The organism is Kosakonia sp. PSU_27 (assembly GCF_039409795.1).
Lineage (GTDB): Bacteria > Pseudomonadota > Gammaproteobacteria > Enterobacterales > Enterobacteriaceae > Kosakonia.
The window spans coordinates 19,174-43,511 of sequence record NZ_JBCIVK010000011.1 but is presented as its reverse complement, the minus strand read 5'-3'; the positions used below and the strand labels follow the sequence as shown (position 1 = coordinate 43,511).

The 24,338-nt window shown below is 54.4% G+C and carries 22 protein-coding genes; 7 read left to right on the top strand and 15 right to left on the bottom strand.

Going from position 1 to position 24,338, the window contains the following annotated elements:
* Nucleotides 1-2: 2 nt before the first annotated feature.
* The gene (gene rplM / locus AAIG26_RS22100) at nt 3-431 is read right to left on the bottom strand and encodes a 50S ribosomal protein L13 (protein WP_004868222.1); all 429 of its coding nucleotides are present in this window, start codon (nt 429-431) and stop codon (nt 3-5) included.
* 255 nt (nt 432-686) lie between these two features.
* On the bottom strand, nt 687-1,814 hold the full coding sequence (gene zapE / locus AAIG26_RS22095; protein WP_343181499.1) for a cell division protein ZapE: 1,128 nt from the start codon (nt 1,812-1,814) through the stop codon (nt 687-689).
* A gap of 190 nt (nt 1,815-2,004) precedes the next feature.
* Between zapE and zapG the strand changes: the two genes are divergently transcribed.
* The 3 genes from zapG to degS all read left to right on the top strand — a co-directional run bounded on the left by zapG (nt 2,005) and on the right by degS (nt 5,109).
* Complete coding sequence (gene zapG / locus AAIG26_RS22090) at nt 2,005-2,403, top strand: Z-ring associated protein ZapG (protein WP_017457307.1); 399 nt, start codon at nt 2,005-2,007, stop codon at nt 2,401-2,403.
* Nucleotides 2,404-2,572: 169 nt separating this feature from the next.
* On the top strand, nt 2,573-3,949 hold the full coding sequence (degQ, locus tag AAIG26_RS22085; protein WP_097405969.1) for a serine endoprotease DegQ: 1,377 nt from the start codon (nt 2,573-2,575) through the stop codon (nt 3,947-3,949).
* A 92-nt stretch (nt 3,950-4,041) separates the two neighbouring features.
* Nucleotides 4,042-5,109 (top strand): outer membrane-stress sensor serine endopeptidase DegS, encoded by a 1,068-nt coding sequence (degS, locus tag AAIG26_RS22080; RefSeq protein WP_020455456.1) that lies wholly within the window; start codon nt 4,042-4,044, stop codon nt 5,107-5,109.
* 66 nt (nt 5,110-5,175) lie between these two features.
* Here the strand turns inward: degS and mdh are convergent, their stop codons facing one another.
* On the bottom strand, nt 5,176-6,114 hold the full coding sequence (gene mdh, locus AAIG26_RS22075; protein WP_343181498.1) for a malate dehydrogenase: 939 nt from the start codon (nt 6,112-6,114) through the stop codon (nt 5,176-5,178).
* Nucleotides 6,115-6,523: 409 nt separating this feature from the next.
* On the opposite strand from mdh, the gene argR reads away from it, so the two are divergent.
* From argR to yhcN (AAIG26_RS22060), 3 genes are all read left to right on the top strand, one after another.
* On the top strand, nt 6,524-6,994 hold the full coding sequence (gene argR / locus AAIG26_RS22070) for a transcriptional regulator ArgR (RefSeq protein WP_017457303.1): 471 nt from the start codon (nt 6,524-6,526) through the stop codon (nt 6,992-6,994).
* Between the two features lie 381 nt (nt 6,995-7,375).
* Entirely contained in the window at nt 7,376-7,639 is a 264-nt protein-coding gene (yhcN, locus tag AAIG26_RS22065) for a peroxide/acid stress response protein YhcN (protein WP_017457302.1), read from the top strand.
* A 101-nt stretch (nt 7,640-7,740) separates the two neighbouring features.
* Nucleotides 7,741-8,004, top strand: coding sequence for a peroxide/acid stress response protein YhcN (yhcN, locus tag AAIG26_RS22060; RefSeq protein WP_343181497.1), 264 nt, complete (start codon nt 7,741-7,743; stop codon nt 8,002-8,004).
* Between the two features lie 61 nt (nt 8,005-8,065).
* On the opposite strand, the gene AAIG26_RS22055 is transcribed toward yhcN (AAIG26_RS22060), so the two are convergent.
* The 5 genes from AAIG26_RS22055 to aaeX all read right to left on the bottom strand — a co-directional run bounded on the left by AAIG26_RS22055 (nt 8,066) and on the right by aaeX (nt 13,033).
* The gene (locus AAIG26_RS22055) at nt 8,066-8,335 is read right to left on the bottom strand and encodes a barstar family protein (protein ID WP_343181496.1); all 270 of its coding nucleotides are present in this window, start codon (nt 8,333-8,335) and stop codon (nt 8,066-8,068) included.
* Nucleotides 8,336-8,379: 44 nt separating this feature from the next.
* Nucleotides 8,380-9,834, bottom strand: a complete 1,455-nt coding sequence (locus tag AAIG26_RS22050; protein ID WP_343181494.1) for an NAD-dependent succinate-semialdehyde dehydrogenase — start codon at nt 9,832-9,834, stop codon at nt 8,380-8,382.
* Nucleotides 9,835-9,916: 82 nt separating this feature from the next.
* Nucleotides 9,917-11,884, bottom strand: a complete 1,968-nt coding sequence (gene aaeB, locus AAIG26_RS22045) for a p-hydroxybenzoic acid efflux pump subunit AaeB (protein ID WP_343181492.1) — start codon at nt 11,882-11,884, stop codon at nt 9,917-9,919.
* Between the two features lie 5 nt (nt 11,885-11,889).
* Nucleotides 11,890-12,822 carry a p-hydroxybenzoic acid efflux pump subunit AaeA gene (gene aaeA / locus AAIG26_RS22040; protein ID WP_045512708.1) on the bottom strand — a complete coding sequence of 311 codons (933 nt, stop codon included), beginning with the start codon at nt 12,820-12,822 and terminating at the stop codon, nt 11,890-11,892.
* A gap of 7 nt (nt 12,823-12,829) precedes the next feature.
* Nucleotides 12,830-13,033 carry a p-hydroxybenzoic acid efflux pump operon protein AaeX gene (gene aaeX / locus AAIG26_RS22035; RefSeq protein ID WP_020455461.1) on the bottom strand — a complete coding sequence of 68 codons (204 nt, stop codon included), beginning with the start codon at nt 13,031-13,033 and terminating at the stop codon, nt 12,830-12,832.
* Between the two features lie 178 nt (nt 13,034-13,211).
* On the opposite strand from aaeX, the gene aaeR reads away from it, so the two are divergent.
* Nucleotides 13,212-14,135: an HTH-type transcriptional activator AaeR gene (aaeR, locus tag AAIG26_RS22030; protein ID WP_044489502.1), complete on the top strand. Its 924-nt coding sequence runs from the start codon at nt 13,212-13,214 to the stop codon at nt 14,133-14,135.
* A gap of 45 nt (nt 14,136-14,180) precedes the next feature.
* Here aaeR and tldD read toward each other — a convergent pair whose 3' ends face one another.
* The 7 genes from tldD to mreB all read right to left on the bottom strand — a co-directional run bounded on the left by tldD (nt 14,181) and on the right by mreB (nt 24,229).
* Nucleotides 14,181-15,626, bottom strand: a complete 1,446-nt coding sequence (gene tldD, locus AAIG26_RS22025; RefSeq protein ID WP_044489503.1) for a metalloprotease TldD — start codon at nt 15,624-15,626, stop codon at nt 14,181-14,183.
* A gap of 83 nt (nt 15,627-15,709) precedes the next feature.
* Nucleotides 15,710-19,519, bottom strand: a complete 3,810-nt coding sequence (gene yhdP, locus AAIG26_RS22020; protein ID WP_343181489.1) for an AsmA2 domain-containing protein YhdP — start codon at nt 19,517-19,519, stop codon at nt 15,710-15,712.
* A 55-nt stretch (nt 19,520-19,574) separates the two neighbouring features.
* Nucleotides 19,575-21,044: a ribonuclease G gene (gene rng, locus AAIG26_RS22015; protein ID WP_017457292.1), complete on the bottom strand. Its 1,470-nt coding sequence runs from the start codon at nt 21,042-21,044 to the stop codon at nt 19,575-19,577.
* Complete coding sequence (locus AAIG26_RS22010; protein ID WP_020455465.1) at nt 21,034-21,627, bottom strand: nucleoside triphosphate pyrophosphatase; 594 nt, start codon at nt 21,625-21,627, stop codon at nt 21,034-21,036. Before AAIG26_RS22010 ends, rng begins: the two co-directional genes overlap by 11 nt.
* 7 nt (nt 21,628-21,634) lie before the next feature.
* Nucleotides 21,635-22,123 carry a rod shape-determining protein MreD gene (mreD, locus tag AAIG26_RS22005; protein WP_020455466.1) on the bottom strand — a complete coding sequence of 163 codons (489 nt, stop codon included), beginning with the start codon at nt 22,121-22,123 and terminating at the stop codon, nt 21,635-21,637.
* The gene (gene mreC / locus AAIG26_RS22000; protein ID WP_017457289.1) at nt 22,123-23,121 is read right to left on the bottom strand and encodes a rod shape-determining protein MreC; all 999 of its coding nucleotides are present in this window, start codon (nt 23,119-23,121) and stop codon (nt 22,123-22,125) included. Before mreC ends, mreD begins: the two co-directional genes overlap by 1 nt.
* A 64-nt stretch (nt 23,122-23,185) precedes the next feature.
* Complete coding sequence (gene mreB, locus AAIG26_RS21995) at nt 23,186-24,229, bottom strand: rod shape-determining protein MreB (protein WP_006818047.1); 1,044 nt, start codon at nt 24,227-24,229, stop codon at nt 23,186-23,188.
* Nucleotides 24,230-24,338 lie beyond the last annotated feature (109 nt).

The following is a 24,338-nucleotide window of genomic DNA, read 5'->3' as shown; positions in this document are numbered from 1 at the left end:
GATTAGATGTCAAGAACTTGCGGTTGCTGTGCCGCGTGGTTGTGCTCGTTGCCAGCGTAAACTTTCAGTTTACGGTACATAGCACGACCCAGCGGGCCTTTTGGCAGCATGCCTTTAACCGCGATTTCAATCACACGCTCAGGACGGCGAGCAATCATCTCTTCAAAGGTCGCTTCTTTGATACCACCGATGTGGCCGGTGTGGTGGTAATACATTTTGTCTTCGCGCTTGTTGCCGGTTACAGCAACTTTTTCTGCGTTCAGAACGATGATGTAATCACCCGTATCAACGTGCGGAGTGTATTCCGCTTTATGCTTACCGCGCAGGCGACGAGCCAGTTCGGAAGCCAGACGGCCCAGAGTTTTACCGGTCGCGTCAACAACATACCAGTCGCGTTTTACGGTTTCTGGTTTAGCTGTAAAAGTTTTCATTAAAAGCTTACCCAAATAATTAGTTACACGTTGGTGAACACCCAAACGTTTAGTCAGTTGAGGTTCACACGACATTGTCCAGCAAACCTACCCCTTCGAATAGCCTATGCCGGCGCAGAGAAAGTTTCGGGAAAAAAACCTTCTTGTAACGTGGGGTCGCAGGATTATAGAGAAGTCGGGGTCAAAGATCGACCCCTTTTCGTGATTTGACGCAGGTTTTGTCGCCCTCTGGCAATAAAAGAAGGCAAGGCCGCATCAGGGCATATGTGCGCGTTTCAGATATTCTTCGCTCTGCATCTCTTGCAAGCGAGATAAACAGCGCTGGAACTCAAACTTCAGCCGCTCACCCTGATAGATGTCATGCAACGCTGCCGCTGCGCTAACCACCAGCTTCACGTGACGCTCGTAGAATTCATCCACCAGCGCGATAAACCGCCGCGCTTCGCTCTCCATCAGCGGCGTCATCACCGGCACATCAAATAACATAACCGTATGAAAGAGCCGTGAAAGCGCAATGTAGTCATGCTGGCTGCGGGCATCCACGCAGAGGGTAGAAAATGACACCGCCAGCGTCTGGTTTTCCACACCCAGCGTTGGCAATGGCCGATGATTAATCTCCAGTTCCGGCGCGTTTTGTCGTGCCGCGCCCGCCAACGCCAGCCACAATTTGTCCATCTGCTGAACGGTACTGGCATCTAACGGCGTTAACCACAGGTGCGCCTGCGTTAGTGTACGCAGCCGGTAGTCCACACCCGCGTCGACATTCATGACGTCGCAAAACTGCTTAATAGCGTCAATCGCAGGTAAAAACCGCGCCCGCTGCAAACCGTTACGGTACAGTTCATCCGGCGGAATGTTCGATGTCGCCACCAGCGTGATACCACGTGCGAACAGCGCTTTCATCAGCCCGCCAAGCAGCATGGCGTCCGTGATATCCGAGACAAAAAACTCGTCAAAGCACAGCACATCGGTTTCGGCTTTAAAGCGGTCGGCCACGATTTCCAGCGGATCGCTTTGCCCCTGTAGCGAGGTCAGTTCTTCATGGACGCGCAGCATAAAGCGGTGAAAGTGCAGACGCTGTTTACGCTCGCCGGGCAGACTTTGATAGAACATGTCCATCAGCCAGGTTTTTCCCCGCCCGACGCCGCCCCACATATAGAGACCACGTACAGGTGCGGCTTCTTTGGGCTCACGTTTGCCGAGCAGCTTGCTAAATTTCGCCATCAAGCCACCACTTTGCGGCGCGGCGGGTTCGCTGCGGTTAATTAATGCCTGGTAAATGACATCCAGCCGTGAGACGGCTTCTTTTTGCACATCATCCGGTTGATGGCTACCCTCGTTCAGGGCATTTAAATATCGCGATGTTGGGGAAAGGCTCTGCATGGTGTTGTTGTTATTCCTTGAAAATCGATCCGCCCCCACAGGGTTGACGAAAAAAAGGCCGTTCTACACTACGCGATGCTGCGTCAGGATTCCACTTCTGCACGATTAGCGGTTATAGTGGCACAATCAGGCGCAGGCAGGGAGCTTGCAGCCCACACCCTACGGAATCAAAAAACAACGGGAGAAGTTCATGACCTGGGAATATGCGCTAATTGGGTTGGTTGTCGGCATTATTATTGGTGCCGTGGGTATGCGTTTCGGAAACCGCAAATTGCGCCAACAGCAGGCCTTGCAGTATGAGCTGGAAAAAAACAAAGCGGAACTCGAAGAGTATCGCGAAGAGCTGGTAAGTCATTTTGCCCGCAGCGCTGAACTGCTGGATAACATGGCGCACGACTACCGCCAGCTTTATCAGCATATGGCGAAAAGTTCGTCCAGCCTGCTGCCGGAAATGTCTGCGGAAGAGAACCCGTTCCGCAACCGTCTGGCTGAATCTGAAGCCAGCAACGATCAGGCACCGGTGCAGATCCCGCGTGACTATTCTGAAGGTGCTTCCGGCCTGCTGCGCGGCGGCGCCAGCCGTAAGTAATCGAACACATCATAAATATTTACGGGCGCGCTCCTTGCGCCCGTCCCTTCTTGCGCATCGCAGCTATTATTTAGTCATTCACCTCATTGTTACCCGGTTGAAATTTCAATAACATCAAACTGTTTTGGGGCGTCATTCCTTCCACTTCAGGTTACGAGAGCCAGCATCAATGAAGAAACAAACCCAGCTGTTGAGTGCATTTGCGTTAAGTGTCGGGTTAACTCTCTCGGCACCCTTTCAGACCCTTGCGGCAATGCCGTCACAAGTCCCTGGTCAGGGAGCGTTACCCAGCCTCGCGCCGGTGCTGGAAAAGGTTCTGCCAGCGGTTGTTAGCGTGCAGGTAGAAGGCACGGCGGTACAAGGTCAGAAGGTCCCTGAAGAGCTGAAAAAATATTTCGGCGAAGAGATGCCGGATCAACCCCAGCAGCAGCCTCAGCCGTTTGAAGGTCTCGGCTCCGGGGTGATTATCGACGCCGCTAAAGGTTACGTGCTGACAAATAACCACGTGATTAACCAGGCACAAAAAATCAATGTGCAGTTGAATGACGGACGCGAATTCGAAGCCAAATTGATTGGCGGGGACGACCAGAGCGACATCGCGCTGCTGCAATTACAAAATGCGAGCAATCTGACGCAAATTGCCATCGCCGATTCCGATCAACTGCGCGTTGGCGACTTCGTTATTGCCGTTGGCAACCCCTTCGGCCTGGGGCAAACCGCCACGTCCGGGATTGTTTCTGCGCTCGGTCGCAGCGGCCTGAACCTTGAAGGGCTGGAAAACTTTATCCAGACCGATGCTTCCATTAACCGTGGCAACTCCGGCGGCGCGCTGCTCAACCTGAACGGCGAACTTATCGGCATTAACACGGCGATACTCGCACCGGGCGGCGGTAGCGTCGGCATCGGCTTCGCGATCCCAAGTAACATGGCGCAAACCCTCTCTCGCCAGTTGATTCAGTTTGGTGAAATCAAACGCGGTCTGCTGGGCATTAAAGGCACCGAAATGAGCGCGGATATCGCCAAAGCCTTTAACCTGAACGTGCAGCGCGGCGCATTTGTCAGTGAAGTGCTGCCGAATTCGGGTTCGGCGAAAGCAGGGATCAAATCGGGTGATGTGATTGTTAGCCTGAACGGTAAGCCACTGAGCAGCTTCGCTGAACTGCGTTCGCGTATTGCGACCACCGAACCAGGTGCCAAAGTGAAGTTAGGCCTGTTACGCGATGGCAAACCAATGGATGTTGAAGTGACGCTTGATAAAAGCACCTCATCTTCCGCCAGCGCCGAACTGATCTCTCCATCACTGCAAGGCGCGGAGCTGAGCGATGGCCAGTTGAAAGATGGCACCAAAGGCATCACCGTTGGTAATGTGGAAAAAGGCAGCGCCGCCGCGCAGGCTGGCCTGCATAAAGATGACGTGATCATTGGCGTTAACCGCGATCGTGTTCAGTCGATTGCTGAAATGCGCAAAGTGCTGGAAGCGAAACCTTCCGTTATGGCACTGCATATCGTGCGGGGCAACGACAGTATCTATCTGCTGCTGCGCTAAGTAATTCTGCCGCCGGACATCACCGCCTGCGTGTGATGTCCGGATAACTCATGTTATGCTGCTGCCGTTCTACTTTTAATGACTATCCCATCATGTATGTGAAGCTTTTACGTTCCGTGGCAATCGGTTTGGTCGTCGGTGGTCTGATCATCGCCGCCATGCCTTCGCTGCGTAAAAACATTCCGCTCGCAACGCCGCAAATCGACAGCGCCGATGAAACGCCTGCCAGCTATAACCCGGCAGTTCGTCGCGCAGCGCCTGCGGTCGTGAACGTCTATAACCGTAGCCTGAATAGCTCCACCCATGATCGCCTAGAAATACGTACGCTCGGTTCCGGCGTCATCATGGATCAACGCGGCTATATCATCACCAACAAACATGTAATCAACGATGCGGATCAAATCATTGTCGCGCTGCAGGATGGTCGGGTGTTTGAAGCGTTACTGGTGGGCTCGGATACGTTGACTGATCTGGCGGTATTGAAGATTAATGCGAACGGCGGCCTGCCGGTGATCCCCATCAACACAAAGCGCACACCGCATATCGGCGATGTGGTGCTGGCGATCGGCAACCCGTATAACCTTGGTCAAACGACGACCCAGGGGATTATCAGCGCCACGGGTCGTATCGGTCTGAATCCCAGCGGGCGGCAAAACTTTTTGCAGACCGATGCATCCATTAACCACGGTAACTCCGGCGGCGCGCTGGTAAATTCGCTGGGCGAACTGATGGGTATCAACACCCTGTCGTTTGATAAAAGTAATGACGGCGAAACGCCGGAAGGTATCGGATTCGCCATTCCCTTCCAGCTGGCGACCAAAATCATGGATAAGTTGATCCGCGATGGCCGAGTGATCCGTGGCTATATCGGCATTGGCGGCCGGGAGATCGCGCCGTTGCATACTCAGGGCGGCGGAATCGATCCGATCCAGGGGATTGTCGTCAACGAAGTCTCGCCGGATGGCCCGGCGGCACGCGCGGGGATTCAGGTCAATGATGTGATCACCTCGGTGAACGGAAAACCGGCTGTTTCCGCTCTCGAAACCATGGATCAAGTGGCGGAAATCCGGCCAGGGTCTGAAATTCCGGTCGAGGTCATGCGCGATGACAAGAAACTCACCTTCAAGGTCACGATTCAGGAATACCCGGCGACCAACTGAGCGCCATAAAAAAACCGGAGCAACAGGCTCCGGTTTTTTCTTCCTGCACGTGCAGGACAACAAGGCTTAACGATTAACGAAATCGACACCAAGCTGAATATCTTTTTTCAGCGTATCCAGCATGCCTTCCAGCGACTGCTGTTCAAACACGCTGAGCTTACCGATAGCATGACGCTCCTCGATACCGTTTTTGCCCAGCAGCAGCGGCTGCGAGAAGAAACGCGCGTATTCGCCGTCACCTTCCACATAAGCGCACTCAACAACGCCTTGTTCGCCCTGTAGCGCGCGCACCAGCGACAAACCAAAACGTGCGGCGGCCTGGCCCATGGAAAGCGTTGCTGAACCGCCACCCGCTTTCGCCTCGACCACTTCTGTACCGGCGTTCTGAATGCGTTTTGTCAGATCGGCCACTTCCTGTTCGCTGAAGCTTACGCCCGGGATTTGCGACAGCAGCGGAAGGATTGTTACACCAGAGTGACCACCGATAACCGGGACTTCGATATCTGTTGGCTGTTTGCCTTTCAACTCTGCCACGAAAGTATTGGAACGGATGATGTCCAGCGTGGTAACGCCAAACAGCTTGTTCTTATCGTAAACACCGGCTTTTTTCAGCACTTCAGCGGCAATCGCGACTGTCGTGTTTACCGGGTTAGTGATGATGCCAATACAGGCTTTCGGCGCGTTTTTCGCCACCTGAGCGACTAGGTTTTTCACGATACCGGCGTTGACGTTAAACAGGTCGGAGCGATCCATACCCGGTTTACGCGCCACACCCGCGGAAATCAGCACCACATCGGCGCCTTCCAGCGCAGGCGTCGCATCATCGCCGGAGAAGCCTTTAATGGTTACAGCGGTAGGAATATGGCTGAGGTCAACGGCAACCCCAGGGGTGACAGGTGCAATATCATACAGGGAGAGTTCTGAACCTGAAGGCAGTTGTGTTTTCAGTAGTAGGGCGAGCGCTTGACCGATACCGCCGGCCGCGCCGAGGACTGCGACTTTCATCCTAAACTCCTTATTATGGTTAGCTAAATATTTTGTTACTCCGTTGCGGCGACCTTAATCCACCCTGGTAATTATGACAGTAAACGCGCCAAAATAGTGCGGCGCAGCCCACTGTTAAGATCTTATATAAGGATGGATATGACCGTCAGATCGGCAAGCTAAGCAACTAACACTCAGAGTCTATAATATAGCTGCGATATTCACCAAAATAACATCAACTTTATAACATTTAATTTACTTTTTAATCTTATTTGCGACGTAAGACACATGTGGCTGTGCTTCATCACAGGATTTGATAAACTTCGCGCCTTCTCAGCAGTTTTCAGAAATTCCCTCGCGAGAATATTTGCATAAAAATTCATCAATATGCATAATAATGTTGTTTTCACGGCCATATTACGGGTGACTTATGCGAAGCTCGGCAAAACAAGAAGAATTAGTTAAAGCGTTTAAGGCGCTTCTTAAAGAAGAGAAATTCAGTTCTCAGGGAGAAATTGTTCAGGCTCTGCAAGAAGAGGGCTTCGACAATATCAATCAGTCTAAAGTCTCTCGCATGCTGACCAAATTCGGCGCGGTGCGCACGCGCAACGCGAAAATGGAAATGGTTTACTGCCTGCCAATCGAACTGGGCGTTCCCACGACCTCCAGCCCGCTGAAAAACCTGGTGCTGGATATCGATTACAATGATGCCGTCGTGGTGATCCACACCAGCCCTGGCGCTGCGCAGCTGATTGCGCGTCTGCTGGACTCTCTGGGTAAAGCGGAAGGCATCCTTGGTACCATCGCCGGGGATGACACTATTTTCACCACACCAGCCAAAGGCTTCACGGTGAAAGATCTCTACGAAGCGATTCTGGTACTGTTCGAACAAGAACTGTAATTAACATCTCTCCCCCGGCTTCGCTCGCGGGGGAATGTTCGGCTTTTCGCTCCACAATTCGACTTTTCACCTACCGCTAACTTAGCAGTTAGTGCGATTTATGGTTTCACCTCCCTTTCCCAGCGTATACCACCGCACAAAAAATCAAATTCAGCTATCCATATGATTTTCTTAACTATCGTTAACTAAATTCTTACCTGAATGCTGTCTTTTATGCCTTTAAGCAATATAAAACCACAAATCATATTCCAATTCATAATGGTTATAATTAGCTTGGTATTAATTATTCGCGTGACTAGTGTATACTTGATTTTGTGATGAGGGTCACGAAACAAGGCCCTCCGAAAAATTTAAAGAAAAGAATACGACGAGGTAAGAGACATGAATATCAAATCAACCGTTGCAACACTGAGTATCCTTTCAGCCCTGTCATTTGGCGCTTTCGCGGCGGATTCCATCAACGCGGAACAGGCGCAATCTCGCCAGTCGCTGGGTACTGTTTCTATCGGTTCTGTCACCGCATCACCGATGGACATGAACGCGCAACTGAGCAAAAAAGCGGAAGAACAAGGTGCGTCAGCTTACCGCATTATTGAAGCACGTAGCGGCGACCAGTGGCACGCAACCGCAGAGCTGTACAAATAAGTTTTACCGATAACCCTATGTATTCGTCCCTCAACGGCACCAGGCATAAAAATAGCAGTTCAATCCTTCTCGCCGTTGAGCCTCTCTAAAGGAGACAGACAATGAAACGTAATACCATCATCGCATCCCTTGGCCTTGCATCCCTGATCTCTTTCGGCGCGAGCGCCGCAACGCTTGTTAACAGCGATCAAGCCAGCAACCTGCAATCTATCGGCAGTGTTTCTATTTCCCAAAGAGCGGGCGTCCCGATGGACATTCGCCAGGAGCTCTCTGCTAAAGCCGATCAGGCTGGCGCGAGCAGCTACCGTATTATTGAAGCACGTACGGGGGATAGCACCCACGTTACAGCTGAACTGTATAAATAAACCCTCGTCGTCTTGTCCGACGACTTGCCCCTGCCTGTCAGGGGCTTTTTTTTGCCTTCGCTCACCGCACATTAAACCGCAGCTCGCCTTCCAGCTCCTCTTCCGCTTCATCAAATAGCAGGATCAATGCCCCAAAACGGCGGCGCTTTTTTTCCGGCAGATGAATAAATTCAATTTCCAGCGGCAAAGGCAGCGCGCCATCCATCACCATGTCCCACAGGGAATCCAGATCGTGAACTTTCTCGCGCTCAATAGCGAACTGGCGGCTAAACTCGCGGTAGAAAGCACTTTGATCGTCAATATGTTTAAAATCGAAAGTGTAGATATTCATTTTCCGCCATCAGCCCAACAGGGAGGCAGACGCCGCCCGCATGATTACAATCCCCCAAGGTGCAGAGTTTTCACTTCCAGAAACTCTTCCAGCCCCAGCACAGAACCTTCCCGGCCGAGACCGGATTCTTTCACCCCGCCAAACGGCCCCAGCTCCGTTGATACCGCGCACTCGTTAATGCCGATCATGCCGCTTTCGATCGCCTGCGAAACGCGGAATACCCGCTGCAGGTTCTGCGTATAGAAATAGGCGGCCAGACCAAACGGTGTTGCGTTGGCGCGCTGCACCACCTCCTCTTCGCTGGTGAAACGGAAACAGGCAGCTACCGGACCAAACGTCTCTTCCTGCGCCAGTTTCATGCCATCGCTGCAATCACCCAGCACCGTTGGCTGCCAGAAGTTTCCGCCGAGGCTGTGCGGTTTACCGCCGGCCAATACTTTCGCCCCTTTGGCGACGGCATCGTCGACGTGCTCGCGCACTTTATCCACCGCAGCGCGTTCAATCAGCGGTCCGACAACCACCCCTTCATCCAGACCATTCCCCACTTTTAATGCATTAACAGCCTCTGTCAGTTTTTGCGTAAAGGTGTCGTAGACAGATTCATGGATATAGAAGCGGTTAACGCTGACGCACACCTGCCCCGCATTACGGAATTTATTGGCGATAGCACCCTGCACCGCAGCGTCAATGTCAGCATCCTCAAACACGATATAAGGCGCATTCCCTCCCAGCTCCATCGACACTTTTTTCATGGTTTCAGCCGCGTTGCGCACCAGCGTTTTCCCCACCGCCGTCGAGCCGGTGAACGAGATTTTGCGCACGTCATGGCTGGCCATAATGGCATCGCTGATTTCAGACGTGTTCCCGGCAACGGCATTCAGCACGCCATCCGGCACACCGGCTTTTTTCGCCAGCGCCAGCAACGCAAAAGCGCTAAGCGGCGTGTTATTCGCCGGTTTGATAACGCCGGTACAGCCTGCCGCCAGCGCGGGCCCCAGTTTGCGGGTCAACATCGCCATCGGGAAATTCCACGGTGTAATCGCGGCCACCACGCCAATCGGTTCTCGCGTCGCCAGAATGCGTGAGCCTGGTTTAATGGGCGGGATAATTTCACCGTTTGCGCGTTTCGCCTGCTCAGCAAACCACTGAATAAAGCTGGCGGCATAGTCGACTTCACCTTCCGCTTCTTTCAATGGTTTGCCCTGCTCAGTGGTCATCAATCTGCCCAGCCAGCTTTTGTTTTCAATGATCAATTCATACCAGCGGTACAAAATGGTCGAACGCTCTTTCGCGGTTTTCGCCCGCCATGCGGGAAAAGCGCGCGTTGCGGCGGCAATGGCTTCTTCTGTCTCTTTCTTACCTGCTTTGGCAACTTTCGCGATAGTTTCACCCGTAGCCGGATTCAGAACGTCAAAGGTGGTGTCCAGCGTTTTCCAGACCCCATCAATCAGATAGCCGGTCTGAAAAAGCGCGTTGTCCTGCAGTGACTGCGTTGTCATTTGTCCTCCCGATCTGCGGTTTATAAAAACTTCTGGAAAGTATAGCTATAAAAAAACCGACGCTTTTGGCGTCGGTTTGGCATTAACTGCTGGTCAGTGCATGTTGATATTTGTGCAACATACCTGTTAGCCGGTGTACCGGCTCGGTAACCTGCGGCGGTGCGTTCCAGTGATGTAGCTTGTGCTGGTAGATATCCAGTTCTTCCAGCAACTGGGTGAAGTAACGGCGACGTTTCGTGTCGTTACCTGCGGATATCACTTGTGACGCCGTACGCCGTAACTGGCGATGAAAAGCCGAAAGATCATCATTAATCGGCACCGGCGCATCCCGCAGGCGCTGATGCGCAATAATCAACGTCAGCGCGAGGCGAAACTTCGCGATATCACCAGGAAATTTATTCAGCAGCAAGAAAAGCTGTTGATACAGCGCGGGCAGATGGTTCTCTTTGCGCCGCGCAGTATTGGTGGTCATTGCCGAGACAGCAGCGGAAACAAACTGGTTCAACAGCATGCGCCCGGTGCGCGCCTGGGAGTTATCGCGCACCAGCAAAAGCACGACCATCGCCAGAACCACGCCAACCAGCTGACCCAGCGCGTTATCAAGAAACTGGCTGAATTTAAAGGTCATCGGATTATCGAGCACCAGAATATTAATGGTGCCCGCCAGCGTCGCCATTGAACCCAGCCGCCTTTTTTGCACTTCAATACCAATAAAGAATGCCAGTACCGCCAGGCTAATACACAGCAGCAGCATGCTTTGTTGCGTCGATGGCAGGATAACCAGGTAATAAAACGAACCAATCGGCAGCGCCCATAACATGCCGTAAATGAAGTCTTTCGCCACCATTTTCGGGTTGGGCAGACGCATCGCCAGCGACGTGACCACCGCGATCATCACCATCGAACCGCTGCCGGATGTCCAGCCGGTCCACAGCCAGAACAAGGTGCCCAGCATGCAAGAAAGCGTGGTGCGCCAGAAGTTAACCATCGCATGGTGGCGTTCGGCTGATTCTGCTTTCACCACCACTTCGCCCTGCAGAACCTCTTCTTCAACAGCGCTGATTTTCGCGTTGCCAATCACACCGCGTTTTAGCAGCAGATAGCGGGTCGCTGCACCAACCCAGCTATAAATAGTAACTGGCGTTTCCCGCTCACCGGTCCAGGCAATGACCCGGCGCATTCTTTTTAACTGCTTGTGCATCTCCTGCACGTTATCGACCGGCTCGGCAAACAGCTCGCGAAACGTGTCGGTGATAAGCTCCGGACGGGTGTTCTGAATCAGATAGGTTTCACACGCCTGGGTGATGAGCGTCAGCGACAGGGTATTGATCACTTTCAGGCGGCGGTTAGCGCGTCCCCAACGGGAAGACTCAATATTCAGATTGCTGCGCATCCCTTCAAGTGCCGTGGTACGGCGCACCAGCCCAGCCCAGGCTTTGTCCACCTCTTCGCTGTCACCATGTTTGATACACAACTGCATCAGTTGATAGTGCGCCAGCAGCAGGCTATCCAGCTCGCGGTCAATTTCCTGTTTGACGGAGCGCGGGGAAAAGAGCAGATCGGCAACAATCGCGCAGAGAATGCCCACCACGATTTCACTGCACCGCTCAACGGCAAATTGCGGTGCCAGCAGTGGTTCCGTCTGAATGGTGACGACAATAATTAACGCGGTATAACCCGCCAGCCCCCAGGCGTAAGAGTTTTCAACGCGCACCAGCGACGAGACCCAGGTACAAAACCCGGCCCAGACACAGCACACCATTAACATCAGAAGCGGGGTGCGGATCAGCATGATGATAATGGCCAGCCCGGCGATACAGCCGATAAAGGTGCCGACAATACGCAACATCCCCCGGTAGCGAATCGCCCCGGAATAGGGCTCGCCACCGGCGGCAAAAGCGGGTCCCGCCGCGACAATCGCCGCGGTTAACACCGCCCAGCGCGGGGTTTCAAGCTGAAAGTGAAAGCCAACAAACAGTGCCAGTACGACGGCAAAGGCCAGCTTGAAAGCAAAACGCAAATGCTGGCTGGCAATGGATAACAGCCCCATAGCGATTACCCCAGCTCACGCAGGCGATGCGCCATTTTGCGAAAGAACGAATCCTGGCTTTCATCACGATCGGATTTACCCGTCACCACCACCGTCGCGGTGGTGCCCGCCGGCCACAGGTTGCCTTGTTGTTTGTCGAGACGAATGCGCACCGGCACACGCTGCGCCAGCCGCACCCATTCAAGGTTGGAATCGACGGTCGCCATGCCTTTGCTGTCATTGCTGCTGCTGGCGTTCGTGACGCCTGCGGCGATGCTATCCACCGTCCCTTTCAATACCAGGTTGCTGCCAAGCGGGGTGATCTCCGCGCGATAACCCGGACGCACGCCTTCCAGCTTGGTCTCTTCCATGTACGCCAGAACGTAGAACGTGTGTTGTTTCACCAGCGCCACCGCGGTGGAACCCCGGGTAATAAATTCACCGGCATACACATTCAGGTTCGTGACCCAACCATCGGCCGGTGCTCGAATGATCGTACGCTCCAGATCCAGCTTCGCCAGATCGCGTGCCGCCTGGGCTTTGGCCAGCTGATGCAGCACGGTTTGCAGGGTGTTATTGGCCTGGTCGATCTCTTCGCGCGACATGGCCTGTACGCCTAACTGATTACGCCGCCCGGCTTCGCGGCGTTTCTCCGCCACCAGCGCTTCGTAGTAGGCGACATCGGCTTCATCTTCCGCCAGCGCTTTTTGGTAACGCGGTTGATCGATGGTGAACAGCACCTGGCCCTCTTTCACCAGTTGGTTGTCATGCACATTAACGGCGGTGACAAGCCCAGTGACATCCGGCGCGATAGCGACGACGTCGGCACTAAAGCGCGCGTCGCGCGTCCAGGGCGATTCGGTGTAATAAACCCAGGCGCGGAAAATCGCGATGAACGCCAGGATCACCAGCACCATAGTGATAGCGGTGCGAGAGATATTTCTTGTTAGTGTTTTCACTTCTACCTCAAACAAACAGGCGCGACAGCAGGTAAAAAAGGCAGCAATACAGCGCAGTGTTAAACAGCGCCGGGTGCCAGACAAAGTCATAGATCCCGGTGGGGACCAGCATCCGGCGCACCAGCCAGAAGATCGCTAGTGACAAAATTAATTCGACAAAAATCGGTGGGAACGACAAACCGAACACCACGATGACGGGAAACAGACTCATGTTGACCTTGATTAGACAGCGTGCAGGTGACAATTCGTTCTAACGTCACCGCAGGAGTAAGGGCAAGGAGAGCCAGGCGAGAGTGACGTGAATATTCTTAATAGATAGTATATTAACGTAACTGTTATGCTGTTATCTATATTATGTGATCTAAATCACTTTTAACTCAGAGTGAATAATGGAACGACTAAAACGCATGTCGGTGTTTGCCAAAGTGGTGGAATTAGGTTCGTTTACCGCCGCTGCCCGACAGCTACAAATGAGTGTTTCCTCCATCAGCCAGACCGTCGCCAAACTTGAAGATGAGTTGCAGGTAAAGCTGCTAAACCGCAGCACGCGCAGTCTGGGCCTCACCGAAGCGGGGAAGATTTACTATCAGGGTTGCCGCCGGATGCTGCATGAAGTGCAGGATGTTCACGAGCAGCTTTACGCCTTTAACAACACACCCATCGGTACGCTGCGTATCGGCAGTTCTTCAACCATGGCGCAAAATGTGCTGGCAAAAATGACCGCCGACATGCTCAAAGAGCATCCGGGTTTGTCGGTAAATCTCGTCACGGGTATCCCGGCGCCGGATCTTATCGCTGACGGTCTGGATCTGGTGATCCGCGTCGGCGCATTGCAGGATTCCAGCCTCTTCTCCCGCCGCCTTGGGGCGATGCCAATGGTGGTTTGCGCGGCAAAAAGTTACCTCGCCCAGTACGGCATTCCTGAAAAGCCAGCGGATATGGTTAACCACTCATGGCTGGAATACAGCGTGCGTCCGGATAACGAATTTGAGCTGGTGGCACCAGAAGGGATCGCCACGCGATTAATTCCACAAGGGCGTTTTGTCACTAACGATCCGATGACGCTCACGCGCTGGCTGACGGCAGGCGCCGGGATCGCATTCGTGCCGTTAATGTGGGTGATCGACGAGATCAACAGCGGTCAACTTGAGATCCTGCTGCCGCGCTACCAGTCGGATCCGCGCCCGGTTTATGCGCTCTATACCGAAAAAGATAAGCTGCCGCTAAAAGTGCAGGTGTGTATTAACTATCTGACGGATTACTTTATTGAAGTGGCGAAGGTGTACCAGGGAATGCAGGGACGCAGCGTGTGATAGAGTGAGAGTCACCCTCTTCGTGCGAAGAGGGTGAGAAGAGCGTTAAGCCGTACCGCCGACGGTCAGGTTATCGACTTTCAGCGTCGGTTGGCCCACCCCCACTGGCAGGCTCTGCCCCTCTTTGCCGCAGACGCCAACGCCATTATCCAGCTTCAGATCGTTACCCACCATGGAGATCTGCTGCATCGCTTCGATACCGGAGCCAATCAGCGTTGCGCCTTTCACCGCTTTGGTGACCTTACCTTTTTCAATCAGATACGCCTCAGAAGTGGAGAAGACGAATTTACCGGAAGTGATATCGACCTGGCCGCCGCCAAAATTCGGGGCGTAGATGCCGTAGTCGACAGATTCGATAATCTCCTGCGGCGTTGATTTGCCCGCCAGCATATAGGTGTTGGTCATACGCGGCATCGGCAGATGCGCGTAAGATTCACGACGCCCGTTACCGGTCGGCTTGACGCCCATCAGACGCGCGTTGAGTTTGTCCTGCATATAGCCTTTCAACACGCCGTTTTCGATAAGCACGTTGTACTGGCCCGGCGTTCCTTCATCATCAATCGCCACAGAACCACGACGATCGGCGATGGTGCCGTCGTCCACAACGGTACACAGTTCTGAGGCCACCAGCTGCCCCATCTGGCCGCTAAATACCGATGTTCCACGGCGGTTGAAGTCGCCTTCCAGCCCGTGTCCAACCGCTTCGTGCAGCAATACGCCCGGCCAGCCCGCGCCCAGCACCACCGGCAGCGTGCCCGCAGGCGCGGCAACGGCAGAAAGATTGACCAACGCCATACGCACGGCTTCTTTCGCCCACGCATCCGCACGAACGTCGCCATCCACATCCTGCAAGAACCAGTCATAACCAAAACGACCGCCGCCGCCGCTGGAGCCGCGCTCGCGTTTGCCGTCGTCTTCAACCTGTACGCTCACGGAAAGCCGCACCAGCGGGCGAACGTCCGCCGCCAGCGTACCATCGGTCGCCGCCACCAGAATGAGTTCGTAAACGCCAGTCAGGCTGGCGGTCACTTCCTGCACGCGTTTATCCGCCGCGCGCGCTGTTTTATCCACGCGACGCAGAATATCGAGCTTCTCTTCCCGGCTCATGCTTTGCAGCGGATCGATGCTGGTATAAAGGCTTTGATGCTCAACCGCGCCCAGCGTTTTCACTTTGCCATCGCCCTCTTCCCGCACGATGGTACGCGCAGCCTGCGCGCTCTGTTCCAGCGCCAGCAGGCTGATTTGGTCCGCATACGCAAAACCGGTTTTCTCACCGCTGACGGCGCGCACGCCCACGCCCTGGTCGATATTGTAAGAACCATCTTTAATGATGCTGTCTTCTAAAACCCAGGATTCGTGATAGCTCGACTGGAAATAGAGATCGCCGTAATCAAGACGACGCGCGGTCAGTTGACCGAGGATAGCAAACAGATCCTGATGGCTCAGGCCGTTCGCTGCCAGAAGTTGTTCACTTACCAGATTAAGACTCATCATTTTTTCTCGTCGTTGCCGCCACTGCGGGCAATAAAAAGTGCGATATAAGGAGCTTGAGGCAATTCGCCGATGCCGTCAAATCATTGCTTTTTGTCCGTACGCGGCTGGCGCAGGACTTCGTTGATTTGCGGCTGATCGACCGGGCCAGTAATGCGGTAGCGCAGAATCGAGACTTTGTTCCACAGAGGCCCCAGCACTTTGCTGGCGGCAAACACCGCCGCACCGACAATCGGGTTAACGGCAAAGGCCGCCGCCACACCGACAGTCGTGGAAATTTCTGGCGCAACCACCGCTTCCATATCCAGCTCGCGGCGCACCAAATTCACCGAGCCTTTCATGGCGATATCCGCTTCCAGACCGTCCACCAGCGTATCGTCGGTATGCAGCACACCATCCTTGATCCACGCCGTGCTGCGAATGGAATCAAACCAGAACCCCTCGCTGCTGAAGGTATCGCTGAAATCAAAACGCAATTTACGCCACAGCGAGTCGACGCTGAACAGGCGCAGCAACTGCCCGGCATGGCCGGTGCTGATATCGGTAATTTTGCCTTTGCCAAGACGCGTACGCAGGATGCCATTGAGCGACTCCTCCTGCGGTTGCCACGGAGTGCTGCGCCAGTGCAGGTCATAATTAATATCAAACGATGAATCACGCACCGGTGTCGGTATGCCAAAAAAGCCCATTGCAGAATCAATTTTCTCGCCGCGCAGCACGCCTTTTAGTGAAGTACGCTCCGCGCCTTCACGGTTGACCCATTCACCGTCGGCGGTGAGCCGCGCAGTGCCGCTGTCCACCAGGCCGTTCGCCAGCGTCAGCGTATCGCCCTGAATGGCGAAATCGCCATCGATGCGACCATATTTTTGCCCCCACAGCCAGCACTCTGCGCAACGCAGTTGCAAATCCGGCCAGCCGGTAAAATCGATCCGTGTCTGACCGCGCAACAGCGTTGAAGGGGAAGAGATGTCATCATCATTCGGTGCCGTGTTCGACGGGTTGTAGTAGAGGTAGCGGATCGCGGCCTGCCACGGCGCATTATCATGGATCGTCAATGTACCGCTGATTTCGCGCCCCTGCGCTTCAATGGTCGAACCCGAATCTTGCGGCTGCGAAACAATGCTGAGGTTATTCCACTGCTGCCCGCCCAGCGTCAGGGCTGGCGTACGCAGCGTAATGCTCTGCGGGAAGGTGGTTGCACTGCTGACATTATTTGCCACGCCCTGCCTGAACAGACCCAGCCACTGCGCGCCGTTCATTGCCGGCAAGTTGAGTTCAAGCCCGGCCTGATCCGGCAGCGGTGGTAGCGTACGGCTGTCCGAGGTCCAGATCCCGCGATCGAGCGTCAGCTTATTATTCAGCAACCAGCGGCTGTTAAAATGGTTGTTACCACCAGCATTACCGGTTAAATCGAAACTGTGCAGGTTCCCTTCTACCTTTACCTTCAGCGGTAACGCTTTGCCTGCGGGTTTATCCAGCGGCGGCGGTAACGTGCTGGCAAGGCTGCCCAGATCGCCGTCAATATTGACCTTGTAAGTAGTGCCGCCACGGTGCGGCAACTCTACGCCGACATCGCCTTTCCATGCGATGCTGCCGCGCAGCGCATCATTAAGTTGTGGGGGTAAAACGCCGGTTTTTGCCGGTTGCCAGTTTCCGTTGAGATTCACCGCCACCTGATAGGCTTTATCCCCTTCGGTGGTGGAGAAATCGAGGTTCACCGGTTGGTTAAACCAGGTTGCCTGTAATGGTTCGCTTTTCAGCGTACCGTTCTCGAAACTGAATTTGCCGCTGAGGTTCTTCAGTGTGCTGTTAAGCGGCTTGATAAACAGGCTGTTGTTGTTCAGCGCCACGTCACCTTTGGCGACGGTCTGCTCGCCGTCCAGCGGGATATCAAGATGTAAGCGAGCGCTTACATCACCATCGATTTGCAGCTCATCCAGCGCACTACCCAGCGTATCGTGCAGCGGCGTCTCTTTGAAATAGGGCCCAACGGCTTTGCCCGGCCCGTTAATGTCGGCATCAATCAACAGCTTCTCTTTGACGTAATCCGGGATGTTGGCAGTCAGGTTGCTGGCCGTTACACCACCCAGCGCCACTTGACTACTTTTCATCCACAAGCCGTCGTTGAGGAAGTCGAGATCGATATCGAGGTTTTGCAGCGCCGGCCAGTCAGGCTGGAAAGCAAAAGTCGCGTTGCGCAGCGGCACCGCAACTTCAAACTGGCCTTCATTGTGCTTAAACGGGAAGAGCTTAGGATTACCGCCAAACAGCAGCGTGGCATCTTGCGTCTGCCCGCCTTTGATCGACGAGCTCAGATACGCTACCAGCTCTTTACCCATCAAATTTTCCGGGAAGTAGCGCCAGGCTTGCCCGGCATCTGTCACATTGATGCCAGCCAGGATACCTAACCAGGGCTCATCACCTTGCAGCTGGAGATAGCGGAAATCACCGCGTGCGCGCAGGGCATTAGCCTGAACGTCGATATTGCGCCCATCCAACTGGAAGCCGTGTTCGTTATTCTGCCAGTTCAGCGTGGCAACGCCTTTTTCAATCTCCAGCGGTTCGGGGAATACCGTCTTATACGGCATCTTCGCCTGCGCGATATCAGCGGTTAAACGCCCGTATTCCAGGCTGCCGGCAAGCGTTCCACTGAGATGTTCAACACCGGGCAGCAGTTCCCACTGTTGCCAGGCAATATCCTGCCACTGCGCGTGGAAGCGCGTTTTTTCTGTCGCCTGCAAAGGGATATCCAGCGCCAGCTGCTCCAGCTTGCCGCGAGGCTGCATGGTATGCCAGATGTCATACAGTTCCGGGGAGATTTTCTGCGCAATCGGCAGCAGCCCCTCTAAGCCACTGAGCTCAAGGTTACTGGCACGTACGCGCAATTCATCGCTGCGCACGCTGCTGGTACCGCCCACTTCCTGTGCCGGAACCCAGGCAAAACTCAGCGCGCCCTGCGGCCAGGGGTGATCATCAATTGCGATACGCGTTACTGGTACATCAAACTGCCAGCCCTGCTGCTGACGAGAGACATGGGCGGTAAGGTTATCCACCGTCATGCGGTGCTGCGTATTATTGCCCTGCCAGCTGGCACCGCCTTTTTTCAGCCATACGTCGCCGCTTTCCACCACACCTTTGCTTAATGTCATCCAGCCTTCAAGGCTGAAGCGCGCGGTATCCAGCGCGACCTTATCCTGCATCCATTTGGCGAGCCAGGGTTTGACATCAATGTCGTCCGCCTGCAACCACACGCGGCCATTATTCAACAGCCCGTTGTCGTCACGTAGATCCATGCGTACCTGCATAATGCCGTGCTGACCGGTGAGGCTCGACAGGCTGACTTGCCCTTCCGCACGGTGACGATCGTTGCCGTTAAGCCAGGTAAGTTGCGGGATCGCCAGCTCAGCGCGCTGCCCGGAGAGCGTTAAGAAGCTGATGCGGCTGTCGCGCAGATCAAAGTGATCGAACTGGCGTAAAAACAGATCGCTGATGCGATCCGTGGTGATAGGTTCGCCGGTGTCATTGCGTTGTAGCGGGGTATTGCTATGCGCGACCAGCTGATAAAAGGTGAGATTGCGAAACTGCCAGCGCATGTGCAGCAGGCTTTGCCAGACATCCAGCGCCAGCGTCACACGTTTGACCGACAGCTCGCCGCCATCGGGCAACGTCGCGTTAATATCGCGCACATCCAGTTCAGGGCCGAAATTTTCCCAGCGCGCCTGTATCTGGCTGGCCGAGACAGGAACGCCGGTTTGTGCGGTGATACGCGCCAGAATGGGCTCGCGCCAGCTATCCAGATGGGGCAGGACAAGGCGCAGCCCACTTACCAGCAGCGCCGCGATAACAATCAGCGTCGCGCCTGTAAGCAGCAATATCCCCGGCAGTCGCCTCACGCCTCTCTCCTTGTCAACCAAACCCAGACCCGCTCATGTCGCAGCACGCTGCGAATTACATCATTACTACGTCAAACTGCTCCTGATTATAGAGCGGCTCGATTTGCACTTTTACCTGCTTGCCAACGAAGATTTCCACCTCCGCCAGCGCGTGCGACTCTTCACCTTTCAGGGCCTCCGCCACCGCCGGGGAAGCGTAAACCAGGAAACGATCGGAATCATAAGCATGATGCACGCGAACGATCTCGCGCATGATTTCATAGCACACGGTTTCCACCGTTTTAACGGTGCCGCGTCCATGACAGGTGGGGCATTCATTGCAGAGGACATGTTCCACGCTTTCGCGCGTGCGTTTGCGCGTCATCTCGACCAGACCAAGCTGGGAGAAGCCATTAATGCTGGTCTTGACCCGATCTTTGCTCAGCGCCTGCTCCAGCGAGTGCAACACGCGACGGCGATGATCGTCATTATTCATATCGATAAAATCGATGATGATAATGCCGCCCAGATTGCGTAAGCGCAGCTGGCGGGCAATGGCCTGCGTGGCTTCAATGTTGGTGTTGAAGATGGTGTCGTCGAGATTGCGATGGCCGACAAACGCACCGGTGTTGATATCAACGGTGGTCATCGCTTCGGTTTGATCGATGATCAGATAGCCGCCCGATTTCAGTTCCACTTTGCGCTCCAGCGCGCGCTGAATTTCATTCTCCACATCGTAAAGATCGAAAATCGGCTGACGGCCGCTGTAGTGTTCGAGCTTGCTGGTCATCTCAGGAATGTATTCCGCCGTGAACTCCAGCAGCGCTTCAAACGTCAGACGCGAATCCACACGGATACGATCCAGATGAGCGTCGGCGAAATCACGCAGCACGCGCTGCGCCAGCGCCAGTTCACCGTAAAGTTTGCAGCGGCTTTGTTGGCGCTTTTTACGCTCCATCACCTTCGTCCAGACGCGCTTGAGGTACGCCGCATCGGAGGCGAGATCCTCTTCGCACACGCCTTCAGCCGCAGTACGGATAATAAAACCGCCCTGCTCATCGCAATACGCCGCAACGACCTGCTTAAGGCGTTCACGCTCGGCTTCACTCTCAATACGCTGGGAAACGCCGACATGCGAAGCGCCCGGCATAAAGACCAGGTAACGGGATGGCAGTGTGATATCCGTGGTCAGGCGCGCACCTTTAGTACCCAGCGGATCTTTTACCACCTGCACCATTAAGTCCTGCCCCTGGCGGACCAGTTCGGAGATGTCGCGCACGGTGAAGTTTTTCTGCTCTTCCCCGGCAACGCATTCGGTGTGCGGCATAATGTCGGAGGCGTGCAGGAACGCCGCCTTTTCCAGACCAATATCTACAAAAGCCGCCTGCATGCCCGGCAGAACCCGGCTAACCCGACCTTTGTAGATATTGCCTACTATCCCGCGCCGTGCTTCGCGCTCGATGTGAATTTCCTGCAGAATGCCGCCGTCAATATAAGCGACGCGTGTTTCCGATGGAGTAACGTTGACCAACAATTCAGCCGTCATGATTATCTTTTCCCTCGCGCAGTGCGTTAAAATTGCTCAGCAATTCCCAGGTTTCCACCAGCGGTAAACCCACAACGGCATGATAACTACCGTTTATTTTTCTCACGAAACAGCCACCCAGCCCCTGAATGCCATAAGCACCGGCTTTATCCAGCGGTTCCCCGCTGGCGACGTAATCGGCGATATCCTTTTCCGATAACACTCTGAAAGTCACTTCTGTTTCCACCAGACAATCGAGCACATGCTGGCTATCTGCCAACGCAACCGCCGTCATCACCTGATGTGTTTGCCCGGAAAGCTGGCGCAACATACTGGCAGCATGCGAGGAGTCTTTTGGTTTTTCAAGCACTTCACCATTAAATATGACGATTGTGTCCGCGCCCAGCACAGGCAGATCGCTTGTGGCCATCGCCACACCGGCCTGCGCTTTTTCACGCGCGAGGCGTAACACATACTGGCGGGCGCTCTCCTGCGCCTGACGCTGTTCCTCAATACCCGGAACAATACGCGTGAAAGTGACGCCCAGTTGGGTGAGCAACTCCTGGCGGCGAGGAGAACCGGAAGCAAGCCAGATATCAGTCATAAACGCCTTATTGCACCGCAAACTGCTGGCGGATCTTACGCATTAACAGGAAGAGCCACGGCCAGAGCACGCCATTGACCAGGCTGCTCCAGAAAATTTCTGGTTTAAACGACACATTAATAACCAGAAACTCCGCCCAGAAGACAATAACTTCTGTCGCCAGCGACAACAGCATCACCACCAGCGCCTGTTGCCAGAGCGCCAGATTACGGAACAACTGGAATTTCAGTGCGACCAGATAGGCGACAATGCTTAACGAAAGCGCGCGTACACCGAGGGTGGATCCGCTAATCAGATCCAGTATGGCACCCATCGCGAAACCCGTGCCAACATTTACGCGGTGCGGCAGCGCGAGGATCCAGTAAAGCAAAATGAGCAATACCCAGTTTGGCCGGTAGACAATGATGTCATCCGGCCAGGGCATGATTTGAAGCAACAGTGCAATTAAAAACGAGAGCCAGATAACCCAGCGCCCCTGGCTACGGTAACTTGCCACTATTGCCCTCCCGGAGAGACTTGCGGCGGCGGCTGCGTAATGCCAGTCGCCGGAGCGGGCATTGGCGCAGGCGGACCCATCGCATCAGGAGAAGGAAGTACCTGCGGCATCATCTGCAGCAGACGTTCGTTCGCCACACGATGCACATCTTCCGGTGTTCTTGGGTTAGTACCGTTACGATCCGCGCCCCACAGCAACAACAGATAACGCAAACGTTGCAGGCCTGCGGTTGGACGCGCCTGAATCACGGTATAAGCACGCTGGGTATCCAGCTTAACCGACGAGACCACCGCAACCGGATACCCTTCCGGGAAACGCCCGCCCAGACCTGATGTCACCAGCACATCGCCAACACGAATATCCGTATTCGCCGGTAAATGTTCGAGTTGCAGATCGTCTGTGCAGCCGTTACCGGCGGCAATCACGCGGATATCGTTACGCAGCACCTGAATCGGCAGCGCATGAGTGGCATCGCAAATCAACAAGACGCGGCTGGTCAGTTTCGCTACCGCCACCACCTGGCCGACAACGCCTTTATCGCTGATCACCGGCTGGCCTTCGTACACCCCGTTCGCACTGCCTTTGTCGATAACCACCTGGTCGCTGTAAGGATCGTTAACCGTCGAGATCACCTGGGTCACCATTTTCTGCTCATCCTGACGCAGCGGAGAGCCCAGCAGTTCACGCAGGCGCGCGTTCTCCTGCTTGTACTGCCCTAACATCAGCAGTTCACTGTTTTTTAGCAGCAGTTCCTGACGTAATGCCCGGTTTTCAAGCTCAAGCTGGTCGCGCGAGGCCAACGTCTGGGAAACGTTATCTAATAATTCGCGGGGACCATTGGAAATAAAATAGAAAGGACTGACGGCAGTATCCATGTACGTTCTGATTTGACTGAACGTACCGAGGCGGCTGTCGGCAATAATGACTCCGAGCGCCACCACAACCGCCAGGAAAAGGCGAATCTGCAGTGACGGGCCACGGCTAAAAATTGGCTTCATAGGCTTTGCGTATTCTCAGGCCAGACAGATGCGAAGCGACTATCCGCTTCGCATCTGACGCGGACTATTCTTCGCTGAACAAGTCGCCGCCGTGCATGTCGATCATTTCCAGCGCCTTGCCGCCGCCGCGCGCTACGCAAGTCAGTGGATCTTCTGCAACTACAACTGGAATACCCGTTTCTTCCATCAACAGGCGGTCAAGGTTGCGCAGCAGCGCGCCACCACCGGTCAATACCATACCGCGCTCAGAGATATCAGAAGCCAGTTCCGGCGGACACTGTTCCAGCGCAACCATCACTGCGCTCACGATGCCGGTCAGCGGTTCCTGCAGCGCTTCCAGAATTTCGTTGGAATTCAGCGTGAAGCCACGCGGAACACCTTCAGCCAGGTTACGGCCACGCACTTCGATTTCACGCACTTCATCGCCCGGGTAAGCAGAGCCAATTTCGTGTTTGATACGTTCTGCGGTTGCTTCACCAATCAGGGAGCCGTAGTTACGACGAACGTAATTAATGATCGCCTCATCGAAGCGGTCACCACCAATACGAACAGAAGAGGAGTAAACCACGCCGTTCAGGGAGATAACGGCAACTTCAGTGGTACCACCACCGATATCCACCACCATTGAACCGGTCGCTTCAGAAACCGGTAAGCCAGCGCCAATTGCAGCCGCCATCGGTTCTTCAATCAGGAACACTTCACGAGCACCAGCGCCCTGCGCGGATTCACGAATTGCACGGCGTTCAACCTGAGTGGCGCCAACCGGCACACAAACCAGAACGCGCGGGCTCGGACGCATAAAGCTGTTGCTGTGCACTTGTTTGATAAAGTGCTGAAGCATTTTTTCGGTCACGAAGAAGTCGGCGATGACGCCGTCTTTCATCGGGCGGATGGCTGCGATATTGCCCGGCGTACGACCAAGCATCTGTTTCGCTTCATGACCGACTGCGGCCACACTTTTCGGTGAACCGGCACGATCCTGGCGAATGGCCACCACGGAAGGCTCATTCAGTACGATGCCTTGTCCTTTTACATAAATCAGGGTATTCGCGGTACCCAGGTCAATGGACAGGTCATTGGAAAACATGCCACGAAATTTTTTCAACATACTAAGGGATAATCCTGAAAGCTGGGGCGGAAACAAAATCCGCTTACTTTACCAACCACACGTAGCAGCGACAAGGCATAAGAATCATCTGCTACGGTGAAAATTAGTG